Below are 16,444 nucleotides of genomic sequence, written 5' to 3'. Positions count from 1 at the left end.
TCTATGCCAGAAGAAATGCCTCAAACAGGATTTGGTGGCGCAAGTAACGATTCTTCCATGATGGTTTGGTTAAGCGGATTGGCAGCAGCTGCACTAGCTGGACTGTTTGTATTCCGTCGTAAAACGAATCAAGATCAAGCATAACGTTTAAAATAGATTCTGGTAAAGTGAGTTGATTGAGATGAAGTGGTTATCTACTTTTCTAACAATAGCTATTCTGCTTACAGGGCTTGTAGCCTTTAGTACGGCATCGACACCTAGCCCGGGTCAAGGCACAAATATGCCAGAAGTTGCTCATCAGGATGAGTCTGAACAAACAGGTTCAGAGGACTCTAGTGAGCAAGCTGATCAAGAGACTGATGTTGAGCAGGCATTAAATATTCCTGGAGAAGGTGATTCAGAATTCACCTTTGTAGATACGGCTATTTTAGAAGAAGTAGAAGCCATTCAATCTCAGATTAAAGATCACGAGCAAGAAAAGAATCAAGGAGTGGACCCAGTAGAAATACGTATACCCTCAATTAACGTAGAAGCAACGATAGAAGACGTAGGGATACTAGATAATGGGCAAATGGGAGTACCAGAGGATGTCGATGGTGTTGGGTGGTTTGAGCCTGGTACCAATCCAGGGGCGATTGGTAATTCGGTCATGGCTGGACACGTGGATAGTAAAACAGGTCCAGCTGTATTCTTTGAACTTGAAGATCTAGTTGAAGGTGACGAGATTATTGTTTTAGACAGTGATGGAAATGAGCTTACATTTGAAGTGAAAAGCAAAGAGAGCTACGATCGCAATGATGCGCCGATGAATGATATTTTTGGAGCAACCGATACTCGAAGTCTTAATTTGATTACTTGTTCTGGAACATTTAATCGTGAAGCAGGAACGCACGATGAACGATTGGTTGTCTACACAGAACTTGTAGAAGAAGATTTTGAATTAGATGTAGATGTTCCTCAAGCACCAGACAATGTAAAGGTTCAAGGGGCTTTCCTGACATGGCATGCTGTGAGAGACGATCTTATTGCTGGATACCGTATCTACCAAGAAACGGATACAGATCAATTTGAGCATATTGAAAGTCTTTCTGCACATGAAAGAAAAAGCTTCACATTGCCTGAGGATCAGAGAGAAAACGGATATTATATCACGTCTGTAGATCTATATGGTCAAGAATCAGAGCGATCAGAACTAGTGAATACAGATGAATAAAAGTAAAGATCAAGCCTTAGAGATCATATAGGGCTTGGTCTTTTTTTTCATTCTCCTCATATAGTAAGGGGAAATAGTAGTCAAGACCTTTGATTTTTCATATAATAACTGAAATGCCTCTGTGGCTTTTGAGACAGAAAACGTACTCAAGTTTTGCCAGAGGCACAATAGTACACATTAAATCACTATGGAGGCTCATCATGATACGGTTCGCAACCGAGAATGAGAACGAAGAAGATATACGACAGATTAATGAATTGACCTATTCTATTCTGGAAACACTTGATCTTAAAACTATTCGTGAAACACCAAAAGAGAGCTACCTAGACTTCCTTGCACATCTATTTGCAAATGAAGGGAATCGCTTCAGTTATCATAACTTCTTGATAAGTGAGCTGGAGGGACGAATTGCTGCTATAGCCATTGTGTATCATCACGATGATGCACATTATTATGACAAGAAACTAAGTCAAGAGATGGGAGAATATTTCTCTGTTTCACCCCCATCTATTCAACCTGAAACAAAAAACGATGAATATTATATTGACTCCATTGCTGTGGCTGAAGATTTCCGAAATCAAAGAATTGGTTCGATGCTACTGGAAGCGATTGAAGAAGAAGCCTATGATAAAGGATACACATATCTTTCGCTCAATGTAGATGAATCGAATGAACATGCCATGCGTTTGTACAAGCGATTTGATTTTACCGTGCATGAAACGTTTGAATTATATGGTCACCCATATTATCATATGATAAAAAACTTAATCGGCTAAATGAGTCGATAGATTAGGTGGACATTTTGAACCAGGAACGTTTTACATCAACTGAGAACAAAAATGCTTGGAATGAGCAATCCTATCAAGCTTGGATTACTCGCTTTGGTCCTCCTGAGGAAGCGGCTGCGAAAATAGTGGACCAACCGAAGAAACCACTGCTCACCTTGTTAGATCATTTTGGAGACGTGAAGACTAAAAAAATCATGAATCTTATGGGGTCGAACGGAACAAAGGCTGTTCCCCTAGCCTTATTAGGAGCAGACGTGACTGTGGCTGATTTCTCTGAAGGAAATCAACGCTATGCACTAGAGCTTGCTCAAGCGGCAGATGTTACGATTACTTATCTCCTTTGCGATGTTTTGGATCTTCCAGATAAGGATCTTGATTGCTTTGATATCGTATTTGCCGAGATGGGAATTCTTCATTACTTTAATGATCTTGTGCCATTTTTTAAGATGATTCATTCCATACTTACGAAGCGTGGAAAGTGTATCATTCGGGACTTTCATCCGGTCTCAACAAAGCTTATTACGTCAAAAGGAAGTACGGCAAAAGTTCGTAAACATAAGGTGACAGGAGATTACTTTGAAACCGCCTTAATCGAGCAAGATGTTTCTTTTTCAAAGTATGATTCAAAAGAAGCCTCCTCCGTCATGCTTAGACAATGGACTCTTGGTGAAATTGTTACGGCAGCAGCCAGTGCTGGGTTGGTGATTAGCCGATTGCAAGAAGAGCCTAATTTATCAAGTGATGTGTATGACAAAGGCATTCCAAAGACATTTGTGTTAGAAGCACATAAACCATAAGAAAAGCGAGGTGGCTAATGCCAACCTCGCTTTTTTTATGAAGACTTTCTATATAATGCGGAATGGACTCTTTCAATCTCAGAAAGAGTTAATTCATACAGTTGCTGACCATCTTTCTTATAGATGTGATGCTTAAGTAACTTATGAATCAACTGTTGTTTTCGTATTTCTACAGCATCTTCAAGTCTCCCCACTTAGCACCCTCCTTTTCTTATATATTATTCCTTTCGGTTGTCCGGTAAGTTTGGTATACTCACTATAAACAATCTATTCCTATCAGTCAAGTGCGAATTAAAATATGTGGACTTTTCTGGGTGAATTACGTAACCTAGAAAGAATCAATGGGAGAGAGTTTAGAGGAGAAGGAGAGATACATATGTCGACATTGTTAGTGAAAAAGCTTGAGGATGAGAAAGAACAGGTTATTAGCTGGAGAAGGTTTTTACATCAAAATCCGGAGCTTTCCTTTCAAGAAACCAAAACCGCGGCTTATATTGCTGAGACGTTAAGGAGTTTTGATCTTGAGGTGAAAACAAATGTTGGCGGTAATGGAATCCTTGCCTATGTTAAAGGAGATCAAGAAGGACCAACTATTGCATTGCGTGCTGATTTTGATGCCTTGCCGATCCATGAACTTAACGACGTTCCTTATCGTTCAACTGTGGATGGAGTGATGCATGCTTGCGGACATGACGGGCATACATCTGCATTACTTGGAGTGGCAAAAGTTCTTGCATCTGAAAAAAAGCGATTAAAAGGTACGGTTGTCCTAATCTTTCAACATGCTGAAGAATTGTTACCAGGTGGAGCTAAATCAATGATTGAAGCAGGAGCGCTTCAAGGCGTAGATAAAGTATTTGGTGCTCATGTCTCCTCTGATATTCCTTTGGGGAAAGTAGCGATAAGAGAAGGGGCGGTTATGGCTGCTGCCGATTCTTTTTCCATTACGATTCAAGGAAAAGGTGGGCATGGAGCAAAGCCTCATACAACAGTTGATTCAATTGTAGTCGGAAGCCAGCTCGTCAATTACCTGCAACAAATTGTCAGCAGACGTGTCAATCCAATTGATCCAGCTGTGGTCACAGTTGGTGTGTTTCAAGCGGGCACGGCATTTAATGTCATTGCTGATACGGCAAAAATCGAAGGAACTGTACGCACATATAACCCAGATACAAGAGTGTTTATTGAACAAGAAATGAATGATATAGTCAGCGGATTATGCCAAGCATCGCACGCAGAATACACAATGAATTATACAAAAGGGTATCCTGCGGTTGTGAATGATGCAGCAGAAACAGCAACCGTTCGTGAAATCGCAAGCACACATCTTGGAGCTGATGTACCAATCATTGTGAACCCGTCACTTGGTGGCGAGGACTTTGCTTACTATTTAGAGCAGAGACCCGGTGTGTTTTTCCATGTTGGCGGAAGAACAGAGGATAGTAGTACCCAATTCCCTCACCACCATCCGCGTTTTGATTTTAATGAAGAAGCTCTTCATAACATAGGAAAAATGTTTTTGGCGATCGTTGATGAGTATGTTGGTTTTACAGAATAAAAAGAATGAGAAGTTCCAAAGCTATATGGCTTTGGAGCTTCTTTTGTACTATTCCCCCTCTATTCTAATCCCTTCACTGCAACAAACAACCAAACATAAGCATTAAGCGGTTTAACTGTAACGGAGAAACCAGCTTCTTCCGCCATCGCTCGAATTGTAGGCAATGTCGTATAAAATTCACTACGTAAATCAGCGGCTAGCCGGTCATAGCCTTTTTCTTCTGCAGTATCAATTTTTTTCTGCTTTGCTTCTTCTGATTCAAAGATTGTATCAGCAAATACAATACGACCTTTCTCTGATAAGAGAGCCGCATAACGCTTAAAAGCAATGGCTTTTTCTGTGTCGGTTAAATGATGAAAAGCATACGTGCTAACAATACTGTCTATTTGATGTGCTAAAGGAGGAAAGTTTAGAAAATCTCCTTCAAGTAATGAAAGTGTAGGTAGTTTGTTAGTTGCCTCCTCTCGCATCTTACTAGAGGGTTCAATTCCAGTTAGTTTACATCCTTTTTCAAGTAGCTTCTTACTTAAGTTTCCTGTTCCGACTCCAAATTCAAGAATATGTCCTTTCGCCTCTCCTACAACTGCATCAAGTATTGCCGCGTACCCTTGAAAGACCTCTTCGTATTGAGTGTCTGATCCTGCAACGGTTTGATCATATGAAGGTGCCCATTGATTAAATAGCTCAGTAAAATCAGTTCCCACTTTATGTTCACACCCATCTCTAAAGTTGATATTGATAACGTATGTATAAAACAAAAAAAGGGAACAAAACCGATTGGAATGTATATATATGTGAAGTAAAGGGGGGCGTTTCAACTGGTTCATAAAAGTGTTCATACATTGATTGGTTGGACTCCTATAGTTGAGATTAGGTATGTCCCGTTACCAAATCGAGTGAGGGTACTTGCAAAGCTTGAATATTTAAATCCAGGCGGGAGTGTGAAAGACCGTTTGGGCGCCTACTTACTTAAGCATGCACTAAACGAAAAGCACATCTCTCCGAAAGGAAATATCATTGAGCCAACTGCAGGCAACACAGGGATTGGGTTAGCTCTTGCAGCTGTAGGTACGGATATTACTGTGTATTGTATTGTTCCGGAAGGCTTTAGTCTCGAAAAGCAACAAATGATGAGGGCATTGGGTGCCAAAGTGATTCAGACACCACGGTCTTTAGGGATGCAAGGAGCCATTGATTATGCACATTCATTATCACAAAAGCTTCCGGATAGTTATTGTCCCGAGCAGTTTAGCAATACAGCCAATCCACTAACGTATTATGAAACGTTAGCGCCAGAGCTTTGGAGTCAAGTAGATGGAGAAATCGATATTTTTGTTGCTGGGGCAGGAACTGGAGGAACATTTACAGGCACAGCTAAGTATCTGAAGGAAAAAAATGCCGCCATTCGAACTGTGATTGTGGAGCCTGAGGGATCGATATTAAATGGCGGGAAACCTGGACCTCACAGGACAGAAGGTATTGGTATGGATCGAGTTTCACCGATTATTCAGACAGATTTGTTTGATGGAATTCACACCATTCAAGATAAAGACGCATTCCAAATTGTGCGTGAGTTAGCTCGGAAAGAAGGTCTGTTAGTAGGTAGCTCATCTGGAGCAGCCTTTCAAGCTGCTGTACGCGAGGCGAAATCCGCTCCGGAAGGAACAACGGTGGTAACGATTTTTCCTGATGGGAGTGAACGTTATTTAAGTACAGGTATTTATGAGGAGGAGAAAGATGAGAAAGAAAACTAAGTTAATTCATGGCGGGATTCCTCAAGATGAGCAGACAGGTGGAGTCAGTTTTCCTATACATTTATCTAGTACATTTAAACAAGAGAAAGTTGGCCAATTTTCCTATGAGTATGCGAGAACAGCTAACCCAACAAGGACAGCTCTAGAGCAACTTATTGCTGATTTGGAAGAAGGAAAGGCGGGGTTTGCGTTTGCTTCTGGCATGGCTGCGATTACTACAGTCCTCAAGCTGTTTTCTAGTGGAGATCATCTTCTTTTATCAGAAGATGTGTATGGTGGAACATATCGACTAATCGTGAAGGTCTTATCTAGAGAAGGTATTACTGCGGATTTTATTGATACCACTGATTTAGACAAGGTCGCTTCAGCTATTCAGCCAAAAACAAAAGCTATCTTTCTAGAAACACCGACAAATCCTTTATTGTCTATTACAGACATAAAGAAAATTAGCCAGCTAGCAAAAGATAAAGGATTACTAACCATTGTGGATAATACCTTTTCGACTCCTTATTGGCAAAATCCACTTACACTTGGCGCAGATATAGTCCTTCATAGTGCAACTAAGTATCTTGGAGGACACAGTGATGTGTTAGCAGGGCTAGTCGTGACGAATTCAAAGGAACTGGCTGAGGAATTAGCATATCTCCAAAATGCCATTGGGGCAGTATTAGGTGCTCAAGACAGCTGGTTGTTAATTAGAGGCATCCGAACATTAGGGATACGCATGGAGGAAATTGAAAAGAGCGCCAATGAAATTGCTCGTTTTCTAGAGGCACACTCAACTGTTTCAAAGGTATATTATCCGGGGCTCCTTTCGCATCAAGGTCATTCTCTCCACAAAAGTCAAGCGGGAGGATTTAGTGGCATTCTTTCATTTGAGACTGGAAGTGAGCAGCGAGCCGAAAAATTGATAGGAGCAACCACATTTTTTACTTTAGCAGAAAGTCTTGGAGCAATTGAAAGTCTAATCTCACTACCGGCTAGAATGACTCATGCTTCAATCCCAGCTGATCGTCGTAAAAAGTTAGGAATCACAGACGGCTTAGTTCGCTTATCAATCGGATTAGAAGACACAGCTGATTTATTAGAAGACTTAGATCACTCTCTAAAACAATAGATAAAAGGTGGAGGGAGTGGTTCTATAGAAAAAAGACTCCCTCCATTTAAAAAAAGGCGCAAATTCCTTTGCCTGATCTCAGGCTCTGTTATACTAGAGATAAAGAAGAATTTTGGAGGGATTTGCGTGTTACCAAAAGTTATTGTTTACAGTCGTATACCTGAAGATGTACTTGCTCGTATTCAGGAGAGTTGTGAAGTTACATATTATGAAAAGTTAAATGAAGAAAATCATTCTTCATTTATGAAAGAGCTTACAAATGCGGAAGCGGTTCTTGGATCTGGTTTGAAAGTGGATAAAGACCTTTTAGCCAAAGCTCCTAAATTATCTGTAGTGAGCAATATTACAGTGGGCTATGATAATCTCAACATTGATGATTTAACAGAGCGTGGCGTATTGGCTACCAACACACCTACTGTTCTAGATGATACAGTGGCTGACACAATGATGTCACTTATCTTGGCGACCAGAAGAAGGATTGTTGAATTAGATCAGCTTGTGAAAAGTGGGAACTGGAAAGCAAATATCTCAAAAGAGCATTTCGGTCTTGATGTTCACCATAAAAAGCTAGGTATTATTGGGATGGGACGAGTAGGACAAACTGTGGCCAAACGTGCAGAAGCCGGCTTTGATATGGAGATTATATATCATAATCGTTCGAGAAACGAATGGGCAGAACAAAATCATCATGCAACCTATTGTTCGTTAGAAGAATTATTAAAGGAATCAGATGTGGTATGTCTTTTAACACCTTTAACCAAAGAAACGTATGAATTAATGGGCAAAGAAGAATTTCAGCTTATGAAAAAAACGGCTGTGTTTATTAATGGCTCTAGAGGAGCAACAGTAGATGAAGATGCACTAGTCCAAGCGCTTGAGACAGGGGAGATTTATGCAGCTGGCCTAGATGTTTTTAAAGAAGAGCCTGTTCCGGTTGATCATCCTTTATTAACAATGAAAAATGTTGTAACTCTTCCTCATATTGGTTCTGCTACTCATGAAACTCGCCACAAGATGGCCGAGCTTGCTGCAGATAATATGCTTGCTGCGCTTGGAGGCGCCTGTCCACCAACCCCAATTAATGGGGAGGTCCGTTCATAATTCGCTCCTTATAGTTAGGAAAACGAAACTCTTGCAATCAATAAAAAAGAGCGTATAATACACTTGGCAAGTGAATCTTTTCACAACTTCTGGATAGCATCTTGTCAAAAAGTATTCACAAAGGTTTGACAGGTTTTTGGAATGTCTAATGTGAATCTAGCAATTGTGAAGGATTATGATAGACTAAATAAGTGAGCCAAACGGTTTTAAAAAGTGTCATTTAGCCAAGAACAAGAAAGACTCTTTTTTGAATAAATCAGTGGCTTGACTTTGCTGTGGCGGGCAAGTCTTTATACTGAGAGAGGAGTCCCAAATGAAAAGTGTGAAGTTAGAGAAAACAGTTGAACAAACAACTTCAGTTTCAAATATATCCTATTATGCGGGTATTCTCTTTGAAACCATAAAAACAGGAATCATAAAATCAAATGTACTTGCTATGTTTGCGGGACTTTGCTTAGCATTGTTTATCCATGGTGGTTCTTTGTTTGATCATATGGGTTCAATTATATTAGCGTTACTTGGTAGCTCCTTAGTGATTGGTGCTGCGGGTACATTTAACAATTTATATGACCGTGATATCGATGCAAAAATGGAACGGACCAAAAAACGTCCAACTGTGACCGGATCCGTCTCCACTAAAAACGGCCTTATACTTGGTATTTCATTTGCAGTAGTGGGTATGATTTTGCTAGCATTTGCAAGTCCATTAGCTGCTTTATTAGGTTTCTTGGGATTGTTTTTATACACCGTCCCCTATACGATTTGGACTAAACGAAGTACGATTTATAATACAGAGGTAGGAAGCTTGTCTGGTGCGGTGCCTCCACTAATTGGTTGGGCTGCTGTATCATCTGATATCTATCATCCCGCATCAATCGGTCTATTTGTCCTTATGTTAATTTGGCAAATGCCGCATTTCTATGCCATTGCCATTCGCAAGCTTGATGATTATCGGGCAGCAGGTGTACCTATGCTTCCAGTTGTAAAAGGAATTCGTCGGACAAAAATTCAAACACTGGTTTATCTTGTCGTTTTACTGGCATCATCTGTGTTATTTCTTCCCTTTAGTAAAACAATTGCAATCACTTCTTTTGTGCTGACACTTGGATGGATGATTCTAGGTATTGCTGGTTACAAAAAAATGAGTGATTACAAATGGGCAACAGCTATGTTTATCTACTCTTTAAATCACATTACGATTCTTTTTGCATTAATTATTGGTTATTCGCTTATCCTAATGTATATAAATGGCTAATGTGAGCATTCCTGTTCTGCAGACAATTTTGTTTGCGGGACAGGCTTTTATGTTTCACTACACTTCATTTAAGTGAATTTAAATTGAAAAGGGGACGCCAAGTTGGATAATATGTTACTCCTCATTCCAATTGTTCTTGCTATCGTGATGGGTGGAATAGCGCTTCTTGTTCGAATGAAAGCGTCTAAAAAACCAGCCTCACTAAAAAAAATTATTCTTCCTCCAATCTTTATGTCTACTGGATTTTTGATGTTTTTGTATGAACCAACAAGACCTGCTTCTTTACAAATTGCGGAAGCGCTTGCAGTTGGAATGATTTTTTCTATTTTTCTAATTGCCACCTCGAAGTTTGAAATAAGAGATGGTCAGATTTTTCTACAACGCTCAAAAGCATTTATGTTTATATTGATGGGTCTATTAATTATTCGTGTCGCCTTTCGTGCCTTTCTTGGTAAAGACATTAACCCAGAGGAATTATCAGGTATGTTTTTCCTTTTAGCATATGGCATGATTTTACCTTGGAGAATTTCCATGTATTTTTCCTATCGTAAAATTGAAAAGCAATTGCACAATTCAGGTGGACCAACGGTTATCTCAACGAATCGTGAACCTGCACCGTACAAATAAGATCGGATCTTTCTTTAGGGTGTAGTTTAATAAAAAAACCTCTATAATAAGAAGAGGATTAAATTAATAAAAGGAGGTGGACTAAATGGATACATTGTTAAATATCTTCTATCAGTCGCATGCGGGTTCGTGGGCTTTTCTGATTCTATTTTTTCTAGTTGCGTATTTCTTATATCGCTGGGGTAAACCTAAAGCCTCAAAAATTGTTTATATGATCGTACGTTTATTCTACATAATTATGCTTGCTTCTGGTATAGGTATGCTTGTCATTTATCTAAACCTTAGCCCAAGTCTAGGTAGCTTTGTGAGTGCTTACATTCTTTATCTTGTTAAAGGCTTACTTGCTATTATGCTAATCGGAATGATGGAAGTGATCATGGGCAGAACCAAAAGAAAAGATACTACCGGTTCGTTCTGGATTATCTTGATTATTCTTATCGTTACTGTTGTTACATTAGGATTCATTTAATGACAAAAAGTGCTGCGGAGAGTGAATTTCCGCAGTACTTTTTTTATTGTTGTGGAGAAGGTATGATCTAGTAGAACAGATAGATGTTGAAATAGCAGATTACGAATATCTATTTGTTGGCGTAAACTCTGAGTGGTATACTTATTTTCATGAAAAAAGCCCATGTGTAATAGGAAGAGGAATGAAATGAAAAGAAAATGGACATTACAGCGACGACTTGCAATTTTTGTCACATTAATTGTGTTAGTTTCACTGGCTGTTACATTTTATATGATAAGCTTGGAAACCACTCAAACCATTCAAGAGCAAGAAGAAGAAATTGCACTGAATACAGCACGTATGGTTGCAGGTACAAGCATGGTGCATGACGCATTAGAGCAAGAACTAGAGCTGAACGAAGAACTACAAAACTATACAAATTACGTAATTGAGGCAACAAATACTGATTTTGTTGTTGTGCTTGATCGCGAGGGCATAAGGCGCTCTCATCCTAATCCTGATTTAGTGGGGCTTCCTTTTGAGGGTGGAGACGAGAAAAAAACATTAGAGCGACAGGAAGAATATGTATCGACAGCTAGAGGAACGTTAGGTGAATCCTTACGAGCCTTTAGTCCTGTCTATAATGCTGATGGTGATTTCATAGGGGCTGTTGCTGTTGGGATCACCTTAAATCAGATTGAGGATATTATTGGAACGATGCTACGTCCGCTTTATATGGGAATGATCTTAAGTATAATAGTTGGGGTAATCGGAGCGGTTCTTCTCGCTAGACGGGTAAAGAAGCTAATGTACAACCTTGAACCTGAGGAAATCGCTACTCTTCTTGAAGAAAGAAGTGCTATGCTTGAATCGACAAAAGAAGGTATTGTTGCGATTGATAAAAATGGATTAGTACGACTAACAAATGCAGAGGCAAATGAAGTCTTTAGGAAGATGGGGTTAAACAAAAACCTCATTGGACAAGACGTAGAGCAAGTATTGCCTGGAACAAAGTTAAAGGATGTCTTAAACACAAACACACCAATTCTCGATCGGAAAATTAAGATGGAAGGCTTTGAACTGTTAATTAATGAAGTACCCGTGCGCATCAAAAATCAGACGGTTGGAGCCATTGCAACGTTTAAGGATAAAACGGATGTAGCCATGCTTGCTGAACAGCTGACTGGAGTTAAGCTTTATGCCAATGCATTAAGGGCTCAAACCCATGAATTTATGAATACAGTCCATGTCCTCCAAGGCTTGATTCACCTTAAACAATTCGATCAGGCAGCTCATTATTTAGCTCGATTTACAGAAGTAAGTGGGCATGAAACCGAACAAATTATGGGAAATGTAAAAGATACAGTTTTGGCAGGCTTCTTAATAGGGAAACAAAGTTATATACGGGAACAAGGCGTAGACTTCAACCTAGAAATTCAGGAAAGTATTCCTAAATATCGAGATCCCGATGTCGTTTATGAACTCGTCACAATCATCGGAAATTTATTAACGAATGCTGTAGAGGCTGTAAGCCGTTCGGACGAAAAATTGGTAGAACTTTCGCTTAAAGTGAAGCAAGGTCAATTGAGGATTGAAGTGAGTGACTCAGGACAAGGAATGAATCAAGAGCAACAGGAGAAAGTATTTAAAAAAGGGTATTCAACTAAAGGAGAGGACCGTGGATTTGGATTAGCACTAATTGAACAAAGTGTGACGAATCTAAAGGGGGATCTCCTCATGACTAGTGATGTAGGTATAGGAACAATTTTCACGATTTATATACCATTCAAAGAGCAAGGAGACAGCGAAGAATAATGATACATGTATTAATTGTAGAAGATGACCCAATGGTAGCAGATCTGAATAAAAGGTACATTGAAATGAGCGAGGGATTTTCATTGGTTGGAATCGCACCCGGTGTTGAAAAAGCATGGGATGTCATTGAGGCTGAGAAAGTAGATTTAGTTCTTTTAGATATCTACATGCCAGGAAAAAACGGAATCGATCTTTTGAAACGAATTAGGAGGAAAGATCTAGCTGTTGATGTCATGATGATTTCTGCAGCTTCAGAATCTGATACGATTTCAAAAGTGCTACGTCATGGGGCAGTCGATTATTTAATAAAACCCTTTACCTTTGACCGATTCCAACATGCTTTGCACATGTATAAAAGTCGTATGAGCAGAACATCACAATCAGAAGTATTGAGCCAGCAAGAATTAGATAAGTTAATGCAGAATACGTCTACACATATTGAAAAGCCAACATTACCTAAAGGATTAACTCGCTCTACTTTACATGTTGTATGGAAAGCCATTCAGAACAGAGGAGATTCGGCTTTTTCAACTGAAGACATCGCAAACGATACAAATATATCTCAGGTCTCTATTAGAAAATACCTAAAACTACTCGAGGATTCGGAAGTACTGCTTGTGAACATGGTGTATGGATCTGTAGGCCGACCGGTTTTTCGTTATACATGTAGTTCTCGCTGTGATGAGTTGATCGAACCTTATCTTTAAGATTTACTAAATAAAGGGGGAGTACAAAATGGGAGAGACGTCTTTTCCACTTATTTATTCATTAAATGAAACAACAATGGTTGTTCAATTTGATAACAAAATTGATTCAGACACACACAAAAACATCCTTGCGCTGATTGATCTCCTTGAAGCATCTCCCTTTCCAGGTTTTGTTGAGTGTTTACCAAGTTATACAGGTGTAGCTGTTTTTTATAATCCTGCCCTTGTATTATCAGCAAACCCGGCTTCCTTGCTTAGTCCGAGTGATACAGTACGCCAATTACTGGACGAGTTTATTGAGACTAGTAAAGATACTTACACAAATAAAGATTCAGAAACTGTTGAAATTCCAGTCTGCTATGATTCATCTTTAGGTCCTGACCTTGAAGAAGTAGCTGCTCATAATCAGCTAACAGTGGAGGAAGTGATCTCCATTCATTCTAGTGGCAGTTACCAGGTGTATATGATTGGTTTCGCGCCAGGCTTCCCGTTTTTGGGAGGCATGTCAGAATCCATTGCTACCCCCCGTAAGCAACAGCCACGATTAGAAATTCCGGCTGGTTCAGTTGGGATCGCTGGTAAACAAACCGGTGTATATCCAATGGTTACACCTGGAGGCTGGCAGTTGATTGGTCGGACACCAATAAATATGTTTGACTTAACCAGAGATGAACCAAGCTTGTTAAAGCCAGGTCATACTGTCATGTTTAAACCAATCTCCTTAGAGGAATATCATAGCTTAAAGGAGCGTGTCTAAATGAATATACAAGTTGTGAAACCTGGGTTGCAAACAACTATTCAAGATTTAGGACGTATCGGATATATGAGCCAAGGTGTATCTGTAACTGGAGCAATGGATACTCGGTCTTTACGAATTGCGAATATGCTTGTTGGTAATGCAGAACATGAGGCCGTCCTCGAAATGACAATGACGGGACCTTCTTTAAAGTTTGATGAAGAGCAACTTATTGCCGTAACAGGTGGAGGCATGCTTCCGGTTATGAATGGAAAGAGGCTTCATCTAAATACACCTCTATTCATCCCAGCAGGGTCACTTCTTCATTTTGAACCATTAAAAAAAGGTTGTCGTGCTTATCTTTCAATTGCAGGAGGATACGATGTGCCCGTTGTCATGGGAAGCAAAAGCACCTATTTACGTGCAGGAATAGGTGGATATAAGGGTAGAGCCTTAAAAAAAGGTGATACATTAACGGTCCATCCGATGTCAAAGGATGCAAAGCAATATATGAACCAGTTATCAAATCAGCAATTATTTCCTAAATGGCGTGTGTCTAATTCATTTGTTCCAAATCGTGAACAAACCACTATTCGCGTATTAAAAGGAACACATTTTGATCGATTTACAGAAGAGAGTCAAAATACGTTTTTTGACACAGCCTTTCAAATTTCTTCTCAATCCGATCGAATGGGGTATCGACTCGATACAGATCAACACATTGAATTGTCTGAACCATTTGAATTATTATCGGAAGCTGTAACCTTAGGAACTGTTCAACTTCCACCAGGTGGGAAGCCCATAATACTGCTTGCTGATCGACAGTCCACAGGAGGCTATCCACGGATTGCTCAGGTCATGATTGTTGATATTCCAAAGCTCGCCCAACTAAAGCCAGGTGAGTCCGTGCTTTTTGAAGAGGTATCTCTTCAGGAGGCAGAACAGATATATATTCAAGCTGAACGAGACATTGCAGAGATTAAAGCGGCGATTTCATTAAAAGGTGTAAAAGTAGGTTAATGTAGGGGGAACGAATATGACACAAATTGATTTAAACTGTGATTTAGGTGAGAGCTATGGTGTATTTAAAGTGGGTAATGACGAAGAGATTCTACCACTTGTTACTTCGGTAAATGTGGCTTGCGGATACCACGCTGGTGACCATAATACAATGGCCAAAACGGTGTTATCAGCTAAGGAACATGGAGCAAGAATTGGCGCACACCCTGGTTTTAGTGACTTATTTGGGTTTGGAAGAAGACCCATTCAAACAACACCTGAAGACATTTATAACTTTGTTTTTTATCAGATTAGTGCTCTTGAAGGCTTTTGTCGTCTAAATGAGCAAACGATGCAACATGTTAAACCACATGGAGCTTTATTTAATATGGCGGTTGTTGATCCAATTATGTCTGAGGCAATTGCCAAGGCAGTAAAAGATGCTAACCCGGATCTAGTTTTGTTTGGTTTATCGGGAAGTGAACTGATAAAAGCCGGTCAAAAACATGGATTAAAGGTAGCGAATGAGGTATTTGCCGATCGAACGTATCAACCGGACGGCACGTTAACACCACGAACCTCTGAGAATGCATTAATTACCGATCACGAACAAGCTGTCAAACAAGTATTACAGATGGTCACGACATCAACAGTCACAGCCGTAGATGGAAGTATCATCCCAATGAAAGCTGACACAGTGTGTGTTCACGGTGACGGCGAGCATGCCTTGTTATTTGTAAAAGAACTCAGAAACCACTTAACCAAACAAGGCATCGAAATTACCTCCATACTCTAATTAATATCCATAATACCTAAGCCCTTCTCACATCGAGAAGGGCTTAACTGCGGTGAAAGAGATTTTAGGATAAGAGGACAATCAATAACTAGTGTTCAGAATCCGCTACCGGGATTGGGGCACGCTTTCCGCAGGCGGGCGTGGAACTAACCGGCTACGCCGGTGGATTTCCACCTGCCCTCTCCTCCTGCAGGAGTCGGCCTCCCATCCCGTCCGCTAGGATAGAGTACAATACATGCAAATTTATAGTGCATAGTAAATGAATCTCAAAGAGCAGTGAAGAAACTTTTCGATGACTTATTTATAAATGTACTCGTGTACCGAATTGAAGTTAATGAATGTAATTCGCTAATAAATTCCTCTGTCTAGTTTAAGCTACAAAAGAATCATCAAATGAAGTTAAATTCATGGTTAACTACACTTTTTTTATGTACTTATTTTTAATAGCAATTTTAATTATTAATAAACTTCTTCCCTCTTATTTAGCGGACGGGACGGGTGGCCGACTCCGAAGGGAGAAAAAGGGCAGGGTTGAAATACACTGGCATAGCCAGGTTAGTTCAACGCCCTCCCTCGGAAAGCGTGCCGCCCGTCCCGAGAGCGACTTATATCCACCCAAAAGTTTCTTATTAATTTTAAGCCTTTCTCCAAGTGAGAAGGGCTTTTGGTTAATTTTAACTGTCGAATTCTTAATTAAATTATTTATTAAAAGGTTAAAATACTAAGAAAAAAC

The 16,444-nt window shown here is 39.8% G+C and carries 17 protein-coding genes; 15 read left to right on the top strand and 2 right to left on the bottom strand.

From position 1 onward, the window contains the following. The first annotated feature begins 181 nt into the window (after positions 1–181). From J2S05_RS14955 to J2S05_RS14945, 3 genes are all read left to right on the top strand, one after another. Positions 182–1,213, top strand: coding sequence for a class F sortase (locus J2S05_RS14955; RefSeq protein WP_306984147.1), 1,032 nt, complete (start codon positions 182–184; stop codon positions 1,211–1,213). 200 nt (positions 1,214–1,413) lie between these two features. After that, positions 1,414–1,989: a GNAT family N-acetyltransferase gene (locus J2S05_RS14950; protein WP_306984145.1), complete on the top strand. Its 576-nt coding sequence runs from the start codon at positions 1,414–1,416 to the stop codon at positions 1,987–1,989. A 26-nt stretch (positions 1,990–2,015) separates the two neighbouring features. After that, positions 2,016–2,798: a class I SAM-dependent methyltransferase gene (locus tag J2S05_RS14945; RefSeq protein WP_306984143.1), complete on the top strand. Its 783-nt coding sequence runs from the start codon at positions 2,016–2,018 to the stop codon at positions 2,796–2,798. Positions 2,799–2,833: 35 nt separating this feature from the next. Here the strand turns inward: J2S05_RS14945 and J2S05_RS14940 are convergent, their stop codons facing one another. Further along, the gene (locus J2S05_RS14940) at positions 2,834–2,992 is read right to left on the bottom strand and encodes a Fur-regulated basic protein FbpA (RefSeq protein WP_306984141.1); all 159 of its coding nucleotides are present in this window, start codon (positions 2,990–2,992) and stop codon (positions 2,834–2,836) included. 182 nt (positions 2,993–3,174) lie between these two features. On the opposite strand from J2S05_RS14940, the gene J2S05_RS14935 reads away from it, so the two are divergent. Continuing rightward, the gene (locus tag J2S05_RS14935; RefSeq protein ID WP_306984140.1) at positions 3,175–4,356 is read left to right on the top strand and encodes a M20 metallopeptidase family protein; all 1,182 of its coding nucleotides are present in this window, start codon (positions 3,175–3,177) and stop codon (positions 4,354–4,356) included. A 59-nt stretch (positions 4,357–4,415) separates the two neighbouring features. On the opposite strand, the gene J2S05_RS14930 is transcribed toward J2S05_RS14935, so the two are convergent. Then, the gene (locus J2S05_RS14930) at positions 4,416–5,060 is read right to left on the bottom strand and encodes a class I SAM-dependent DNA methyltransferase (protein WP_306984138.1); all 645 of its coding nucleotides are present in this window, start codon (positions 5,058–5,060) and stop codon (positions 4,416–4,418) included. A 114-nt stretch (positions 5,061–5,174) separates the two neighbouring features. Between J2S05_RS14930 and J2S05_RS14925 the strand changes: the two genes are divergently transcribed. The 11 genes from J2S05_RS14925 (at position 5,175) to J2S05_RS14875 (ending at position 15,711) form a co-directional block, all read left to right on the top strand. Beyond that, positions 5,175–6,110, top strand: coding sequence for a PLP-dependent cysteine synthase family protein (locus J2S05_RS14925; protein WP_306984182.1), 936 nt, complete (start codon positions 5,175–5,177; stop codon positions 6,108–6,110). Further along, positions 6,094–7,227 (top strand): bifunctional cystathionine gamma-lyase/homocysteine desulfhydrase, encoded by a 1,134-nt coding sequence (locus J2S05_RS14920; protein ID WP_306984136.1) that lies wholly within the window; start codon positions 6,094–6,096, stop codon positions 7,225–7,227. Before J2S05_RS14925 ends, J2S05_RS14920 begins: the two co-directional genes overlap by 17 nt. Before the next feature lie 126 nt (positions 7,228–7,353). Then, positions 7,354–8,328: a 2-hydroxyacid dehydrogenase gene (locus tag J2S05_RS14915; RefSeq protein WP_306984134.1), complete on the top strand. Its 975-nt coding sequence runs from the start codon at positions 7,354–7,356 to the stop codon at positions 8,326–8,328. Positions 8,329–8,641: 313 nt separating this feature from the next. Further along, positions 8,642–9,583 carry a heme o synthase gene (cyoE, locus tag J2S05_RS14910; protein ID WP_306984132.1) on the top strand — a complete coding sequence of 314 codons (942 nt, stop codon included), beginning with the start codon at positions 8,642–8,644 and terminating at the stop codon, positions 9,581–9,583. A 111-nt stretch (positions 9,584–9,694) separates the two neighbouring features. Next, positions 9,695–10,210 (top strand): CcdC family protein, encoded by a 516-nt coding sequence (locus J2S05_RS14905; protein ID WP_306984180.1) that lies wholly within the window; start codon positions 9,695–9,697, stop codon positions 10,208–10,210. A gap of 85 nt (positions 10,211–10,295) precedes the next feature. Then, positions 10,296–10,679, top strand: a complete 384-nt coding sequence (locus J2S05_RS14900) for a DUF1516 family protein (RefSeq protein ID WP_306984131.1) — start codon at positions 10,296–10,298, stop codon at positions 10,677–10,679. Between the two features lie 186 nt (positions 10,680–10,865). Beyond that, positions 10,866–12,473, top strand: coding sequence for a DcuS/MalK family sensor histidine kinase (gene dcuS / locus J2S05_RS14895; RefSeq protein ID WP_306984129.1), 1,608 nt, complete (start codon positions 10,866–10,868; stop codon positions 12,471–12,473). Then, entirely contained in the window at positions 12,473–13,180 is a 708-nt protein-coding gene (locus J2S05_RS14890; protein ID WP_306984126.1) for a response regulator, read from the top strand. Before dcuS ends, J2S05_RS14890 begins: the two co-directional genes overlap by 1 nt. A 28-nt stretch (positions 13,181–13,208) precedes the next feature. Next, positions 13,209–13,937: a 5-oxoprolinase subunit PxpB gene (gene pxpB, locus J2S05_RS14885; protein WP_306984125.1), complete on the top strand. Its 729-nt coding sequence runs from the start codon at positions 13,209–13,211 to the stop codon at positions 13,935–13,937. Continuing rightward, complete coding sequence (locus tag J2S05_RS14880; RefSeq protein WP_306984123.1) at positions 13,938–14,936, top strand: 5-oxoprolinase subunit C family protein; 999 nt, start codon at positions 13,938–13,940, stop codon at positions 14,934–14,936. It begins immediately after the preceding gene. A 16-nt stretch (positions 14,937–14,952) separates the two neighbouring features. Next, positions 14,953–15,711, top strand: coding sequence for a 5-oxoprolinase subunit PxpA (locus J2S05_RS14875; RefSeq protein ID WP_306984120.1), 759 nt, complete (start codon positions 14,953–14,955; stop codon positions 15,709–15,711). The last annotated feature ends 733 nt before the right edge of the window (positions 15,712–16,444 follow it).

Source organism: Alkalicoccobacillus murimartini (assembly GCF_030813245.1).
Lineage (GTDB): Bacteria > Bacillota > Bacilli > Bacillales > Bacillaceae_D > Alkalicoccobacillus > Alkalicoccobacillus murimartini.
This window is presented reverse-complemented; position numbering and strand designations above follow the sequence as displayed.

Excerpts from the sequence above, each read along its gene's own strand:
- cyoE (WP_306984132.1), top strand. The coding sequence starts at position 8,642 with ATGAAAAGTGTGAAGTTAGAGAAAACAGTTGAACAAACAACTTCAGTT.
- J2S05_RS14880 (WP_306984123.1), top strand. The coding sequence starts at position 13,938 with ATGAATATACAAGTTGTGAAACCTGGGTTGCAAACAACTATTCAAGAT.
- J2S05_RS14905 (WP_306984180.1), top strand. The coding sequence starts at position 9,695 with ATGTTACTCCTCATTCCAATTGTTCTTGCTATCGTGATGGGTGGAATA.
- J2S05_RS14890 (WP_306984126.1), top strand. The coding sequence starts at position 12,473 with ATGATACATGTATTAATTGTAGAAGATGACCCAATGGTAGCAGATCTG.
- pxpB (WP_306984125.1), top strand. The coding sequence starts at position 13,209 with ATGGGAGAGACGTCTTTTCCACTTATTTATTCATTAAATGAAACAACA.
- J2S05_RS14875 (WP_306984120.1), top strand. The coding sequence starts at position 14,953 with ATGACACAAATTGATTTAAACTGTGATTTAGGTGAGAGCTATGGTGTA.
- dcuS (WP_306984129.1), top strand. The coding sequence starts at position 10,866 with ATGAAAAGAAAATGGACATTACAGCGACGACTTGCAATTTTTGTCACA.
- J2S05_RS14900 (WP_306984131.1), top strand. The coding sequence starts at position 10,296 with ATGGATACATTGTTAAATATCTTCTATCAGTCGCATGCGGGTTCGTGG.
- J2S05_RS14935 (WP_306984140.1), top strand. The coding sequence starts at position 3,175 with ATGTCGACATTGTTAGTGAAAAAGCTTGAGGATGAGAAAGAACAGGTT.
- J2S05_RS14955 (WP_306984147.1), top strand. The coding sequence starts at position 182 with ATGAAGTGGTTATCTACTTTTCTAACAATAGCTATTCTGCTTACAGGG.
- J2S05_RS14920 (WP_306984136.1), top strand. The coding sequence starts at position 6,094 with ATGAGAAAGAAAACTAAGTTAATTCATGGCGGGATTCCTCAAGATGAG.
- J2S05_RS14950 (WP_306984145.1), top strand. The coding sequence starts at position 1,414 with ATGATACGGTTCGCAACCGAGAATGAGAACGAAGAAGATATACGACAG.